The sequence below is a fragment of the Ruegeria sp. BG6 genome (assembly GCF_056538465.1).
In genome coordinates this window covers 45,176-58,737 of the sequence record NZ_JBQFTB010000019.1, presented here as the reverse complement: position 1 = coordinate 58,737, position 13,562 = coordinate 45,176, and the positions used below count along the sequence as shown (strand labels likewise).

The following is a 13,562-nucleotide window of genomic DNA, read 5'->3' as shown; positions in this document are numbered from 1 at the left end:
ACGAAGAGACCAATACAGACTTTGAAATTAAGGAAACTGCGATCGGGCACAAGGTTGGGTCAGCCGTCTCACGCGCCTACCAAAGGTCCGATTATTTTGACCAAAGACTTTTATTGGCGGAACGCTGGGCAGCGCATGTGACTGGCAAGAATGCTGACGTCATTTTCAATTTGAGAGGCGTCAAATGAGGGCAGATAGGTGCAGTGCAACCATCGGCTACTCTCAAAAATATACTTAAATAATAAGAGTGTAGCTTCGCGCAATCAACATATTGAGCTGTACACAACAAAGGGATAACGTGCTTGCGTCAGTATCCCTCGGGAGAACGCAAAAATACAGCGAGGGCGCTTGTCTCGCCAAAGTCATAGCGCCCTCGCTGCTGAAACCGAAACCTGTCAACAGAAGGCCCGGAATAGTATGTGCGTTGGAAGAAACAAGGCATCGCTGGCAAAAGCGGTCACCTGCTTTTTTCTCCCTCTCGCTATATCAACAGAATTGTTGCAAAATGCAACACCCATTGCATCGGTGCAAATGGATGTGATCCATCGCGTTTTTCGACATTAGTTGATGCTCTTTCCCGGTCGTCTGCCCCTAATGAGGTAATTACATGGCAGACCAAATCACCAACCCTAAGAACCTGATCCGACTCAAAGACGCTATTGAACGGTATTCGTTGAGCCGGTCTACCTTCGATCGTGCGGCCAATGCAGGCGCGATTACAAAGCACACCCTGGGTCGCGCTGCGTTTGTGGACACGCATCAAATTGATGCCTGGATCACAGGCAAAAACCAGAGCAACTAAAACGAAACCCGCGCCAATGGGGATGACATTGGACACGGGTGATTTCGTTGAGAGGTGTAGAAAACTACACTCGAAATCTAATGTGTTCGGCCCCTCAGCGCAAGGTGAGGTCAGAGCAAATGACTATCGAAATACAATCCAATTCACGTATTTGTGGAGAAACCCTGAGATTCCGCCTCGGGGGTGTCTGGCGCGCCGGCAGGGGTTCAGCACCCTGCCCCGTTTGCCAGCCTGAAGGCCGCCGCGATCAACAAGCTCTTTCGATCTTGGAATCGGGAGGCAAGTTACTGTTGTACTGCTTCAAGAACGGTTGCCGCTTCAAGGATATTGCAACCGCAGCCGATGTACCGCCTGGCAACACTTGTGTCGATCACACAGCGCGGACTGAGGCTGAGGAAAAACGCAAAGCGTACGAGTTCAACAAACTTCAACAGGCCCGAGGAATTTGGGAAGCGGCTCGCCCGATAAAAGGCCCTAAGGCTGAAGCGTACCTGCGTGATCGGGGTATTATCTGCCCCATGCCGCCGTCGCTACGGTTTGCGCCAGATTTGTTTCATAGCCCGACGACGTCTTGGTGTATGGCTATGATCGCCAACGTCACTACAGGGGCCATTCACCGTACATTCTTCCACAAGAAAGGCGTGCGTGTAAGCAAGAACCCGAAACTGATGCTAGGGCCGTGCAGTGGCGGCGCTGTAGTCTTGTCAGAAGCCGCAAAGCAGCTTGTGGTGTGCGAAGGAATAGAAACAGGCCTGTCGCTCTTGTCTGGGCTTCTCAATGGTCCAGCAGCCGTCTGGGCCGCACTCAGCACGTCTGGGATGAAGGCACTGAAACTGCCATCTTATTCAGGAAAAATTACAATCGCGACTGATGGGGATCCAGCAGGCATAGAGGCGGGGCAGTCTCTTGCTTCGCGGGCATCGTCACTTGGTTGGCAGGTATCGCTGCTACCCGCACCGGAAGGTTGTGGTTGGAACGACGTTCTGCTTGGAAAGAAAGGCGGCCAGGCATGAACGAGCTAAACCCCAATATCGTGCCGTTTGATGCAGCCGCCGATTGGCTTGATCCCGATCTAACCATTGCGAAGCCAGTGCGACCACCAGCGCCCGTCATGTCCGAGGCCGACCTTGACGAGATATTCGGCATATGGGCGGCTTGGATCAGATCGGCCGCCGATGCCAAGAATGCACCGATCGACTATGTGTCACTCACGTTGCTGTCGACCGCAAGCGCGGCCATCGGCAATTCGCGTTGGGCAAGCCCTTGGGATGGCTGGAAAGAGCCCCCTGTTCTTTGGGCTATGCTGGTTGGTGATCCATCGGCAGGAAAAAGCCCCGCACTGGATAGCGTGCTTGATCCCGTCAAAGACATTGAGCGTTCACTGTCAGAGGACTATCGCCGTGCACGAGTGGATTGGGAGGCCAAAAACGAGCTGGCCTCGCTCGCCCTGGCGCAATGGAAATCCGACGCTAAATCGGCCTTGATCGAAGGTGTGGAACCGCCTGCGAAACCGCCCGAAGCTGACGCGGGGAATCCCCCTGTCCGTGAGCGCATTATCATTACCGATATCACAACTGAGAAGGTCGCTGACCTCTTGTCGTCAACCTGGCGCGGACTGCTGCTGGCACGTGATGAGTTGTCAGGTTGGCTGTCTAGCATGGACAGATACAACGGCGGCGGTGATCGAGCATTTTGGTTGGAGGCAAACGGCGGGCGTAGCTATGCCGTCGACCGCAAAAATAACCCTGAACCTATCATTGTTGATCACCTGAGTGTTGCAATTGTCGGCGGTACCCAGCCGGATCGCCTGTCCGATCTTTTGATAAAAACAAGTGATGACGGACTGCTCGCAAGGTTCATGGTAGTTTTTCCTGACCCCGTACCGCTTTCTCGTCCTTCGCAGGGGCTGAATGATCAGCAAATGATTGATGCCATCAATCGTCTACGTGGGTTGCCACATGTAGTTTGTGAGAAAGGCGGGAAACGTCCAAGCCTCGTTCACTTTAACGAAGCTGCCGCCAACATTTTGCATCAATTCAGGAAGCAGTGTCGAGAATGGGAAGTCGATGCAGCTGGCCTGTTTAAAAGCCATATTGGGAAGATGCCTGGGCTTGTGGTGCGTATTGCAAATGTCCTGGCCCATCTGGATTGGGCGGCAACAGACAACCCCCAATCCCCTGAACAGATTGAAGCGCACCATGTGGGCCGTGCCTGTGACTTTGTCGGGGACTATCTAAGAAAGCATGCTTTCAGGGCATACGGTACTTCCAAGTTGTCGCCGGAAGTCGAGGGTGCAAAGGTTATTGCCGATATCATTCAGACCGAAGGTATTCGTCTCTTTAAGGTCAGGGACATCCACCATCGTGGTCGTTCCGGTCTAAGTTCCGCCAATCACGTCAGAGCCGCATTGAAAGTCCTGATCGACGCGGATTGGGTCCGCGAAATCAAGACTAATACTGGCGGGCGACCCTCTACCGACTACGCAGTTAATCCAAAACTGGAGGTTTGAGACATGGGCCGTTGGTCAGATCTGGCGCGTAAGTTTGAAGTCGGTCGTAGTTCTCTTACTGACAACCGGCAGAAACCGGCAAAAAGGATCGAAGACAATGTTTCAACGGCTATTACGTCATTCGCCCACAACCGGCACAAACTAGCTGAAAGTCCCACAGAAGACCTTGTTGCGGACATTTTGCCGGTTTCTGCCGGTTGTCGGGAAAGGAAATCAATTGGTGACCGTCCAATAACCTGGACCGGTAAGGTGGTCAGCCTGGAAGAATGGCGACGCCTCTCGGAATGGGAACGCCACGGCCCAAACGGCAGGGTGTGGAACGGTCTGGCTCGGCAGTGGAAACCATAACATGAGCGCCAAAAAAACAAAGTGGTGGTAGAGCTAGGTTACTCTCACGGATTCGAAACTACACCTATACGCCCATCGTAACAGCGTTTCCGCCTGACTTAGGACCGTGTTGATCGCAACTGGAGCGAGATCAGGTGGATATCCGTATCTTTTTAAGATGCGTCTAACCAGCACCCGCAACTTGGCCCGGGCGCTTTCTTTGAGGTGCCAGTCGACGGTGACGTTCTTTTGAAGCTGTTCAACCAGCACATAAGCGATCTTTCGCAGCGCTTCGTTACCCAACCTTTATGAACCTTAGCAAACCTTAACATATCAGATGTCTTTGAAGACACTTTAGTGTGACCGCAAGACAAACCGATTCAGTGGGTCGTATGCGACCCATACTTGAATAGTGCACCCGGACATCGTGGGCCTTTACGAATGACATGGATGATGCCGTTAGGAGCGCGATGGTCATCGACACGTTCAACCCCGCGTAACTTCGAAAATATGTGTCTAATGCGGTTGAGATATTCTTGGTCGAGCCAAGGCAAATGCCACATGGCCAATCCTCCTGCCAACTTGAATCACGATGTGGCATAGAATGGAATTGACAACGGCAAAGATCACGCAGCGCGGCAAAGCTGTCGTTCGACAGAAACACTCAGATGACCGCTCCGAGCCCAAAGCGATCATTGAATATTTACGAAATCCGGACGACTGGGGGATAGGACACCGCGAGAAGCGCGGCAATTTTGCACAGCTTTCGGCAGTCAATATTTGGTGCCGACAGATGGCTATGGTCTTTGGCGCTGATTGGCGTTCTATCGGCTCAAGACTTTGAAAATGGCTTGTTTGCCCAGAAATCATGCAACATTTTCGCTATCTCGGTCCGGTGATGGGCATAGACCACCACGTCGAGCTTTTCCTGGCCCAGTTGGTTGCGTAGGGAGATCAGCTCACCACTCTCAATTTCCTTGTGCACCATGCTGAACGGCAACCAACCAACACCGAGACCGTTCAGGATCATTTCTTTTGCCCCACTTGAAAAAGCCGTCTGGCAAACGGGGTTTTTGCTGAAATCGGCGGTTCCGAACGGGAGTTTGCTCTTGTTCAATGCTTCGCCGAAATAGCTGTTTTCGGGATAGACGATCGCTGGCGTATCCAAAGGCACGTCGCCGTTTCCGCGCACTGCATACCGCAATCCGCCACCGATGACCGGAATGAGGTAGTCGTGACCCCAAGTGCCGCGACGTATGCCTGCACCAAACGGCATTGGGGCGACGGTTTGCGCCTCGTAGCATAGCAGCATGTTGGTATCGCCGCGCAGGAACAGAGTGACGCAATCGTTCAGATTGGCAGTCCTGAGGCGAAAACGGAGTCCCTTAAACGTGGCACGTGCACGCAATGCCATATCAGGGAAGGTGGAGACGACCGATGCGTGTGTCGCGGCGATCGTCACAATCGAAACGGTGGGGCCATGTAGCGCAATTTTTGTGCGCAGGTCATTTAGCCTTGCGATCAAAGAGCGGATTTCGGACTCGTTAGAGGCCAGTGCTGGACTGATCTCGACCCGGTTCGATTTGCGATCGAGAACTTCAATCCCCAGCCACTCCTCAAAACTGCGAATACGCCTTGAGAACGCTGGTTGTGTGATGTTTCTGCGGGCCGCGGCCCGTGTCATGTTCCGCTCTTCCAGAAGGGCCAGAACATCGTCAAACCACAGCATATTCATCCGCACCTCCCGAGCACCCAAAGAAAATGTATGAGCAGCCTGCACAATATGCACTGTTTTTCTTCTTTTTGTTTTGAAAGTGTTTGGCTGTAGGCAAAAGCAGGGAGAGTGTGGTGGCGGAGACAATTCAGATGACCGGCGGTGACAAGATGGTCGCGCCGGAGATGGTTTTGAGCTTGTGTAAGGAACTATCGCTGACGCTGGCGAAATTTCCCCGGGTATCGCTTGGTCATCTTCCTACGCCGTTGGAGCCGATGGATCGCCTGAGCGAGGCTTTGGGTGGTCCTCGGTTTTGGGTCAAACGGGATGATTGCACCGGCCTCTCGTCGGGTGGGAACAAGACACGTAAGCTGGAATTTCTGATGGCTGACGCAGTCCAGAAAGGCGCAGATACAATCATCACGCAAGGGGCGACGCAATCTAATCACGCCCGTCAGACAGCAGCGGCGGCCGCAAAACTTGGCCTTGCGTGCCATATCCTGCTTGAGGATCGTACGGGTTCCAATGACCCGAACTATATTCTGAATGGAAACGTCCTATTGGATCGATTGCATGGTGCCAGTGTTTCCAAGCGTCCCGGTGGCGCAGACATGAACGCCGAGATGGAAGCCTGCGCTGCGCAGATGAAGACAGAAGGCAAAAACCCTTACATCATCCCGGGCGGTGGATCGAACCCGATCGGGGCATTGGGCTACGTGAACTGCGCGCGCGAGTTATGCGAACAGGCCGCCAATGCCGGGTTGAAAATTGATGCGCTGGTACATGCGACCGGCAGCTCGGGCACACAAGCCGGATTAGTCGCCGGTCTTGCCGCCCTAGAAAGTGACATTCACCTTTTGGGCATCGGCGTGCGGGCCCAGCAAGACAAACAGGAAGGCATGGTCCATGATCTGGCCCTACGTACTGTCGAGTATATGGAGACGGGTACGCCCATTGCGCGCGAAAATGTGCGCGCAAACTGCGACTACGTCGGTGCAGGATATGGTCTTCCGACCAAAGGGATGATTGACGCGCTCAAGCTGTTGGCCCGCACCGAAGGGCTTCTGTTCGACCCGGTCTATTCCGGTAAAGGGTTGGATGGTCTCATTGACCAAACCCGCAAAGGCTATTTCGACGGCATGGACAATGTCGTCTTTCTGCACACCGGCGGAAGTGCAGCCCTGTTTGGCTATCCCGAAACTTTCGAACTTCCTGGCTACGTGGCCTAAAAATATACAACAAACCAACAAGGAGATATCAAATGACACTAAAAAAATACTTGATCAGCGCGGCTTTGGTTTCAGCTCTCGGCGCACCACTCGCCGCTGAAGAGGTTAAGATCGGTGTTCCCACTTGGACCGGAGCGCAGGCTATTGCCCATGTCTTGGGTGAGATCGTGACCACTCGCATTGGCGGCACAGTGGAGTATGTGCCGGGCAACAATGCCACGATTTTTCAAGCGATGGATCAGGGTAAGGGTGACATCGACGTTCACCCTGATGTATGGCTGCCAAATCAGGAAGCGTTCACCAAGCAATACGTTGATGGTGCCGGCACCGTGACGTTGTCATCGAACCCCTATCAGGGCAACCAGGGTTTCTGCGTCTCCAAAGACTTTGCCGCAGAGATGAACATCACCGACATCGCGGATCTTGGACGCCCTGATGTGGCGGCTGCGATGGACAGAGATGGCAATGGTAAGGGTGAGATGTGGATCGGTGCGCCCGGCTGGGCCTCGGCCAATGTCAACGAGGTGAAGGTGCGCGACTATGGCCTGTTGGATTTCATCGATCCGATCCGTGCCGAGGAAGCTGTGAAGACCGCGCGCATCAAGGACAGTATTGCCAAAAAAGAAGGATACGCCTTCTACTGTTATGAGCCGCATGCTGTTTGGTACATGTTTGACGTAGTGATGCTGACCGAACCGACTTATGACCCTGAAAAATACGTGATGGTGCAGCCCTCCGACGACCCTGACTGGTACAACAAGTCGATGGTAGCCAGTAAGGACGCTCTGAAGGAAGTTCAGATCGCCTGGTCCAACTCGCTTGCGGATCGCTCGCCGGCGATTGCGGAATTCTTCGCCAACTTCTCCCTGACCGCCGATGACGTGAGCTCGCTGGCCTTCGAGATCAGTGCCAATGGGCGCGCTGCTGAGCAAGTTGCGGCCGAATGGGTTAACGCCAATTCCGAGCGCGTAGATTCGATGCTGGGTCTCTGAGTCAGGCCAAACTACAACGGGCAGCACCTAGCGGTGCCGCCCCACTTGAAGGCACGCACGGGTGGGCGGATGAGCGACGAGACTGTAATCGAAATTTCCAACATCTGGAAAATCTTCGGGGCAAAACCCGAGGCCGCTCTTGAAGCCATTCGTGCGCGGGGGCTGACCAAGGCTGAAGTCCTTGCTGAATTCAACGCGGTGGTGGGCGTGGCCGATGTCAGCCTCGACGTCCAACGCGGTGAGATCTTCTGTATCATGGGCCTATCAGGGAGCGGCAAATCCACACTCGTGCGCCATTTCAATCGCCTGCTCGAACCAACGGCCGGCAAGATCGAGATCGAAGGCACGGACGTCATGGCACTCGGCACAAAGGAACTTCAGGCTTTCCGCAACCGGAAAATCGGGATGGTCTTCCAGAATTTTGCGCTGATGCCCCACCGTTCAGTCCTTGATAACGTAGCAATGCCCCTGGAAATCCGCCAGGTCGCCAAGAACGAGCGCATGCGGCAGGCGGCCGCCATTCTCGACATTGTCGAATTGGGGGCTTGGGGATCGAAATTCGCTCACGAACTCTCTGGCGGCATGCAGCAACGTGTGGGGCTTGCCCGTGCGCTCGCGGCCAACCCTGATGTTCTATTGATGGATGAGCCCTTCTCCGCACTTGATCCCCTGATCCGGCGGCAGTTACAGGATGAGTTCATCCGGCTGTCCAAAATCCTCAAAAAGACCACGATCTTCATCACTCATGATCTGGATGAGGCCGTCCGTATAGGAGATCGGATTGCCATCATGCGTGACGGCAAGATGGTGCAGATCGGCTCGGCAGAGGACATTGTCATGCATCCCGCTGATGACTACGTTGCTGATTTCGTGGCCGGGATATCGCGCCTGAAGGTGGTGCATGCTCATGCGGCGATGCAGCCCTTGGACAGCTACCTCGCCGCGCACGGCCCGCTGCCCGCTGACATCGACCGGGTGGACCACAATGAGACACTTTCCGCTTTAATTACGCGAGCCATCGACGATGAACGGCCGGTTCTGGTGTCCGAAGGCGGCGAAGACAGAGGTATCATCACTCGCGCAGATCTGTTGCGCACCGTGATTGAAGGGACGGAAATGTCATGAGCGAAGATCTTGGTGTGAACCCCCTTGAAGACACAGAAAGCGAAGCCGCGCAGGCTTACGCCGAGGAACGCCGCGAGAATATCCGCACCTTTGTGCGCACAAGTCCCGACTACTACATCCGCAACTTCGACAAGATCGGTGCGTCCGCGCGCTTTACGGCAACCTTCAATGCGATGGCCGGGCTTTTTGGTCCGATCTGGTTCGGCGCACGCGGACTTTGGTCATGGGCATTGGCCTTTCTTGTCGTCGAGGCAATCGGCTTTGTGCAGATCGCGCGGGGCCTATTCGGAGATCTGGGAGCGGATGCGCTGGCCCGTGTGACCTCGATCGAAGGTACGCTTGATTTGCGCTACCAGCAGCTTGCTGCAGCTCAAGAAAGCGGCTCGGATCGAGCCGCCGCTATCCAGCGCCAGATCGAAGGGCTGGAGGCCAACATTGAAGGTTTCCGCGCCGAGGCAGAGCTGCTCGCCGCGCAAGGCCCGTCGATTGCACTCACAGGGGTTATCATCTTGCTTGTGGCTAAGCTCATACAGGCTGTGGCCGCCAACTGGGCACTGGAGGCCCGGTTTTCTGACTGGCTCTCAGATCGCACCATTCGCTCTGGCATGCCGGTCAGTCAGATTGTTTTTAGCGCGGGTTTCATGATCCTGTTGGTCGCGACCGCAATGATCCACTACAGTTTCCCCGGCCGTTTTTCATTTCTTAGCGAATTTCCGACGGATAACTCAATCCGCCTGGCCAGTATTGACGGCGTAGAGGGTTTTATCGCCTGGTGCGTCGCAAACAGTGTGGCTTTCTTTGACGGGCTAACCGCGGCCATTCGCTGGTTGCTGGATGCCATGGAGGTTGCGCTGGTTCAAACGCCTTGGATTGTGGTGGCCTCGCTGATCGTTCTGTTGACCTGGCTCACGGCTGGGTTGCGCATGGCTATATGGTCTGGTGCCTTTTTGGCCTACATGGGCCTTCTGGGCTTCTGGGAAAAAGCTATGACCACTTTGGCGCTTCTCGGCACTGCGGCACTGCTTTCCATCGTGATTGGCATTCCTTTGGGCATGTTCTCTGCGCGCCGACCGCGGTTCTATGCTGTCATCCAGCCGATCATGGATTTCATGCAGACCATGCCTGCCTTTGTCTTCATGGTGCCTGTGATTGCCTTTTTCGGTGTTGGCAAGCCGGCGGCAGTGATTGTCACTATGATCTTCGGCGGGACACCTGTGGTACGCCTTACCGTTTTGGGTCTGCGCGGTGTTCCTGAAAGCGTGCGTGAAGCCGCGATCAGTTTTGGCGCCAACAAGTGGTACCTTCTCACCAAGGTCGATCTGCCGCTTGCCAGCCCCTCCATTCGCGCCGGTATCAACCAGACAATCATGCTGTCGCTCGCCATGGTCGTGGTGGCCTCGCTTATTGGCGCGAAAGGGCTGGGCGAAGACGTCCTCGAGGCGCTGCAATACGCCAATGTGGGCCAGGGTATCCTCGCAGGTTTTGCCATTCTCTTCTGTGCGATGATCCTTGATCGGATCGTTCAAGGTCAGCGAAAGTGATCCCCCTTGTCCTTGTTCATGGTTTCATGGGGGGCAGCGCACAATGGGATGGGTGTCGCGATACCCTGCAGCAGCATGCTAATGTGGTTGCAGTCGACCTGCCTGGGTTCGGCGCAAGTGCCCATCTGCCACCAATTGACAGTATTGGCGGATATGCGGATTGGGTCGTCCGGCACCTCCGCGGCCTAGGAGTAGAGGAATATCATCTGCTGGGTCACTCCATGGGCGGTATGATCGCTCAGGAAATTGCCTTACGCGACGGTGAAAGGATTAACCGACTTGTGCTTTACGCGACTGGCGCGGTCGGTGTTTTGCCGGGGCGGTTCGAGACTATTGAGCACAGTAAAAGGCGCGCTGGGAAAGACGGCCCGGCGGCCACCGCACGTAGGATCGCAGCGACTTGGTTTCTGGATTGCGAAGCTGCAACAGGATATGAACACTGCGCTGGGATCGCCGCTAAAGCTAAACTGGCCGCCATAAATGCTGGGCTTGAAGCTATGCAATCCTGGTCAGGAGTGCAGAAACTTAGCCAGATCCGGCAGGAAACTCTTGTGCTTTGGGGTGATCAAGATCGGACATATCCGTGGAGCCAAATTCAAATGCTTTGGGAAACAATTCCAAATACATTTTTAGCAGTTGTGCCAGGTTGCGCTCACGCTCTACATGCCGAGAGACCTGATTTTTTCACACGTTTAATCTCAGACTTTTTGGACCGCTGAGCAATCCCAACAACTTGGACTTTTGCAGGGCGGCAGCCAAAATCAGCTTTGTCCGCAGAGCAGACGATCAGTCAAATTTGTCGAGCGTCCGCTTTGAGCCCAAAGCAGCAAATAAAATCAAAAGAAAACCATGCCGCAAATCCGGCAATTTCTTGAAACCTTGCCAGACGCATTCAAAATCTGCGATCCTATTATGAGTCGGCTTCAGACTGTTGAAAATTCCAGTTGACCCTGATCGGAGGCAATTGCAATGGCTTTTTCCGCGCAAAATAAAAACTGTATTTTGGCGTTCATATCTACGGTTTTTTTGGCTTCGGCAAACACTGTGGTCGCGCAGAGCAATGATCCATCCCAATGGTCGAGGACCGAGCCGTTTCCTAACCAAACTGTTTATTATCCGGGAACCGAGTCTCTTGGTCCTGACGAAATGCGAGTTGTTGCCTGTGGAACCGGTATGCCTCAGCCGCGCCTAAAGCAAGCTGCGGCATGTTTCTTAGTTGAATTGGGTAATGGCGAAAAGTTCATCTTCGACATGGGAGAGGGATCCTACGAACGGATCATGGCGCTTGGGATTCCACTGGATCAGCTGGATAAAGTCTTCTTGGGCCACCTGCACCTAGATCACGCTGGTGATTTTCCGGCCTTTTACTTCACCGGCCCCGTAAACAACCGCCTAACGCCTGTTCGTCTTTGGGGACCCGAAGGCATCAAACCTGAGTGGGGAACAAAGTCTTGGGCAGATCACATGAAGAAAATGTGGGCATGGGAAGAAGCGACTCGTGGGGCCGCGGTCGATCCCCGAGGGTTACAACTTGAGGTCAACGAATTCGATTGGAAAATCGTAAATAACGTCATTTTTGACGAAAACGGTGTTCAGGTCAGAACCCTGCCGGCCATACATGGTGAACAAGCAGTGAGTTTTCTGCTTGAATGGAACGGACTAAAATTTGCTTTTTCGTCTGATACGCTTCCAACACGATGGTGGAGAGAGCATGCGGCGGGTGCGGACCTTGCAATCCATGAGTGCTTCACCCCTCCCGAATTCATGATCGAGAAATATGGGTTTGCGCCTTCCGAAGCAATTTTTGTGGGCTCTCAGGGGCACACTTCCGCGCAAGCATTCGGTAAGATCATGTCTGAAACTGAACCAAGATTGGCGGTTTGTTACCACTTCCAAAACGATCATGACATTGCGCTGGCTGTCTATTCAGCAATACGAGAGACATATGACGGGCCATTGGACTTGGCGGCTGACTTCATGACCTGGAACGTAACCAAAGATAGTATTCGTACTCGCCAAGGAGTGCCCAACGAAGAGTCTTTCCCGGCACCAGTGCAAATGCCCAAGCAACCGCCTGACTCAGCTGCAGAGTTCCCGTTCTCCGAATTTGATCTCGAGAGCATGGACCGCGAAGCGGCCAAAGCTACAAACGAAATGATCAGAGCATTCAACGAACGCACAGGAAATGACGAAGTCGGAGCCTATACCAGCATTCCCTTCCAAGAGTGAATAAGGCGTCCGAGCACCCCAAAGAATTAGAAGTACCGAGGTCGGATTTGTCCCGCGTAGCAGTCGTTCACGCCGAGTGCAGCGAACGACCGCTGGGAGCCCAAATTGGACTTTCGTCTTAAGAAGCTCCTGCACCTGAACCATTTTTTGGTCGGGACGCGGTTTCTATCGGGGTCTCGCCGAAGAATTGGCGGTAGGCAACTGATGTCCGGCCTAGGTGACTAAAACCTGCCTCGCCGATGAGCTTCGAAACGACACCTTTCTCATAGGTGCTTTCCTGCAGAAGCGACCTTAGTCGGTGCAGTTGGACGATCGATTGGAACTTGCTTGGGCCAACACCAAGCTGTTTTTCAAAGGCCAGAAAGAGTGAACGCCTGGATACCCCGAGTTCGCAACACAGTTCTTGAACCGTTAGTGTCGTGCCAGCCGGGTTTTCTGAAAAAAACTCTTCGGCCGCCAAAACGATCTTCCATTGACTATGGCTCGCCTTCTCTTCAGCCATTTGCGGTTCGGCACAGTAAAATAATTCCCCTGCCAAGTTTTCGAGGCTTTCGAATATGCCATTCAACATGCAAACCTTTTGCATGCCCCTGCCACTTTGTTTGTGGCGAAGGCACATTTCAATGATCTGGACATGAGCATTCAGACGGCCAGATTTGGACAGGCGGATTGGGGCTTCAAATGTTGACCATCCCCGCTTTTCGACTTGGTGCCGTGGGACTTCCAGCATGTAAATCTGGGTGCCAGATTCAGCAACGTAATCATATTCTGTCTGCTTTTGTCCCTGCCAACACACTAAAAACGGATCCTCATACAAGGTTCCCTGAAATCGGACCGGATCACCATTTGGCAGGAACAGACCGTAGAAGACCGTACCGCTGTGTTGAACCTCTTGATAACGTATACGCGAATAAACTTCTTCAGAGTGAACGCCAAAACCATTGTATTGGGCACTGCGCCAATTCAGCATTGGCCCTTGGGGAGATAACAGTAGCGCTTCGTATTGAACGTCATTGTAATTGGGCAGGTCTTCTACTGAACGTATTTTTTTGGAAAAGAACATAGCGCCTCGGTCAACTTAATTTGCGTCCGGC

Annotated in this window: 14 protein-coding genes and 1 pseudogene; 12 read left to right on the top strand and 3 right to left on the bottom strand. The window is 53.7% G+C overall.

The window, feature by feature from the left end; genetic code table 11:
* The 5 genes and pseudogenes from ACR0JW_RS22095 to ACR0JW_RS22075 form a co-directional block, all read left to right on the top strand.
* Positions 1-188: pseudogene (locus ACR0JW_RS22095) on the top strand (tyrosine-type recombinase/integrase); the annotation flags it as partial.
* Between the two features lie 419 nt (positions 189-607).
* Entirely contained in the window at positions 608-802 is a 195-nt protein-coding gene (locus ACR0JW_RS22090) for a DUF6462 family protein (protein WP_170682562.1), read from the top strand.
* 119 nt (positions 803-921) lie between these two features.
* Positions 922-1,815, top strand: coding sequence for a DUF7146 domain-containing protein (locus tag ACR0JW_RS22085; protein WP_480714452.1), 894 nt, complete (start codon positions 922-924; stop codon positions 1,813-1,815).
* A complete protein-coding gene (locus tag ACR0JW_RS22080; protein ID WP_480714451.1) occupies positions 1,812-3,311 on the top strand; it encodes a YfjI family protein in 1,500 nt (499 codons plus the stop codon). Before ACR0JW_RS22085 ends, ACR0JW_RS22080 begins: the two co-directional genes overlap by 4 nt.
* Before the next feature lie 3 nt (positions 3,312-3,314).
* A complete protein-coding gene (locus ACR0JW_RS22075) occupies positions 3,315-3,659 on the top strand; it encodes a hypothetical protein (protein ID WP_170682564.1) in 345 nt (114 codons plus the stop codon).
* Between the two features lie 33 nt (positions 3,660-3,692).
* Here the strand turns inward: ACR0JW_RS22075 and ACR0JW_RS22070 are convergent, their stop codons facing one another.
* Entirely contained in the window at positions 3,693-3,941 is a 249-nt protein-coding gene (locus ACR0JW_RS22070; protein ID WP_480714450.1) for a type I restriction enzyme endonuclease domain-containing protein, read from the bottom strand.
* Positions 3,942-4,242: 301 nt separating this feature from the next.
* Between ACR0JW_RS22070 and ACR0JW_RS22065 the strand changes: the two genes are divergently transcribed.
* Positions 4,243-4,482 carry a hypothetical protein gene (locus tag ACR0JW_RS22065; RefSeq protein WP_170682565.1) on the top strand — a complete coding sequence of 80 codons (240 nt, stop codon included), beginning with the start codon at positions 4,243-4,245 and terminating at the stop codon, positions 4,480-4,482.
* Here ACR0JW_RS22065 and ACR0JW_RS22060 read toward each other — a convergent pair.
* Positions 4,471-5,367 (bottom strand): LysR family transcriptional regulator, encoded by an 897-nt coding sequence (locus tag ACR0JW_RS22060; protein WP_480714455.1) that lies wholly within the window; start codon positions 5,365-5,367, stop codon positions 4,471-4,473. The genes ACR0JW_RS22065 and ACR0JW_RS22060 overlap by 12 nt on opposite strands.
* A gap of 200 nt (positions 5,368-5,567) precedes the next feature.
* Here ACR0JW_RS22060 and cuyA point away from each other — a divergent pair, with 200 nt between their 5' ends.
* From cuyA to gntH, 6 genes are all read left to right on the top strand, one after another.
* Entirely contained in the window at positions 5,568-6,581 is a 1,014-nt protein-coding gene (gene cuyA / locus ACR0JW_RS22055; protein WP_480714454.1) for a D-cysteate sulfo-lyase, read from the top strand.
* Between the two features lie 32 nt (positions 6,582-6,613).
* On the top strand, positions 6,614-7,573 hold the full coding sequence (locus ACR0JW_RS22050) for an ABC transporter substrate-binding protein (protein ID WP_480714449.1): 960 nt from the start codon (positions 6,614-6,616) through the stop codon (positions 7,571-7,573).
* Positions 7,574-7,642: 69 nt separating this feature from the next.
* The gene (locus ACR0JW_RS22045) at positions 7,643-8,698 is read left to right on the top strand and encodes a betaine/proline/choline family ABC transporter ATP-binding protein (protein WP_170682567.1); all 1,056 of its coding nucleotides are present in this window, start codon (positions 7,643-7,645) and stop codon (positions 8,696-8,698) included.
* Positions 8,695-10,239 carry an ABC transporter permease subunit gene (locus ACR0JW_RS22040; RefSeq protein WP_480714448.1) on the top strand — a complete coding sequence of 515 codons (1,545 nt, stop codon included), beginning with the start codon at positions 8,695-8,697 and terminating at the stop codon, positions 10,237-10,239. The genes ACR0JW_RS22045 and ACR0JW_RS22040 overlap by 4 nt, the downstream gene beginning before the upstream one ends.
* Entirely contained in the window at positions 10,236-10,958 is a 723-nt protein-coding gene (locus ACR0JW_RS22035) for an alpha/beta fold hydrolase (RefSeq protein WP_170682569.1), read from the top strand. Before ACR0JW_RS22040 ends, ACR0JW_RS22035 begins: the two co-directional genes overlap by 4 nt.
* Positions 10,959-11,208: 250 nt before the next feature.
* Positions 11,209-12,468, top strand: coding sequence for a guanitoxin biosynthesis MBL fold metallo-hydrolase GntH (gene gntH, locus ACR0JW_RS22030; protein ID WP_170617328.1), 1,260 nt, complete (start codon positions 11,209-11,211; stop codon positions 12,466-12,468).
* Positions 12,469-12,586: 118 nt separating this feature from the next.
* Here the strand turns inward: gntH and ACR0JW_RS22025 are convergent, their stop codons facing one another.
* Positions 12,587-13,531 (bottom strand): helix-turn-helix domain-containing protein, encoded by a 945-nt coding sequence (locus tag ACR0JW_RS22025; RefSeq protein ID WP_480714447.1) that lies wholly within the window; start codon positions 13,529-13,531, stop codon positions 12,587-12,589.
* Positions 13,532-13,562 lie beyond the last annotated feature (31 nt).

Coding starts and splice junctions, on each gene's coding strand:
- ACR0JW_RS22090 (WP_170682562.1), top strand. CDS start 608: ATGGCAGACCAAATCACCAACCCTAAGAACCTGATCCGACTCAAAGAC.
- ACR0JW_RS22085 (WP_480714452.1), top strand. CDS start 922: ATGACTATCGAAATACAATCCAATTCACGTATTTGTGGAGAAACCCTG.
- ACR0JW_RS22080 (WP_480714451.1), top strand. CDS start 1,812: ATGAACGAGCTAAACCCCAATATCGTGCCGTTTGATGCAGCCGCCGAT.
- ACR0JW_RS22075 (WP_170682564.1), top strand. CDS start 3,315: ATGGGCCGTTGGTCAGATCTGGCGCGTAAGTTTGAAGTCGGTCGTAGT.
- ACR0JW_RS22065 (WP_170682565.1), top strand. CDS start 4,243: ATGGAATTGACAACGGCAAAGATCACGCAGCGCGGCAAAGCTGTCGTT.
- ACR0JW_RS22060 (WP_480714455.1), bottom strand. CDS start 5,367: ATGCTGTGGTTTGACGATGTTCTGGCCCTTCTGGAAGAGCGGAACATG.
- ACR0JW_RS22050 (WP_480714449.1), top strand. CDS start 6,614: ATGACACTAAAAAAATACTTGATCAGCGCGGCTTTGGTTTCAGCTCTC.
- ACR0JW_RS22045 (WP_170682567.1), top strand. CDS start 7,643: ATGAGCGACGAGACTGTAATCGAAATTTCCAACATCTGGAAAATCTTC.
- ACR0JW_RS22040 (WP_480714448.1), top strand. CDS start 8,695: ATGAGCGAAGATCTTGGTGTGAACCCCCTTGAAGACACAGAAAGCGAA.
- gntH (WP_170617328.1), top strand. CDS start 11,209: ATGGCTTTTTCCGCGCAAAATAAAAACTGTATTTTGGCGTTCATATCT.
- ACR0JW_RS22025 (WP_480714447.1), bottom strand. CDS start 13,531: ATGTTCTTTTCCAAAAAAATACGTTCAGTAGAAGACCTGCCCAATTAC.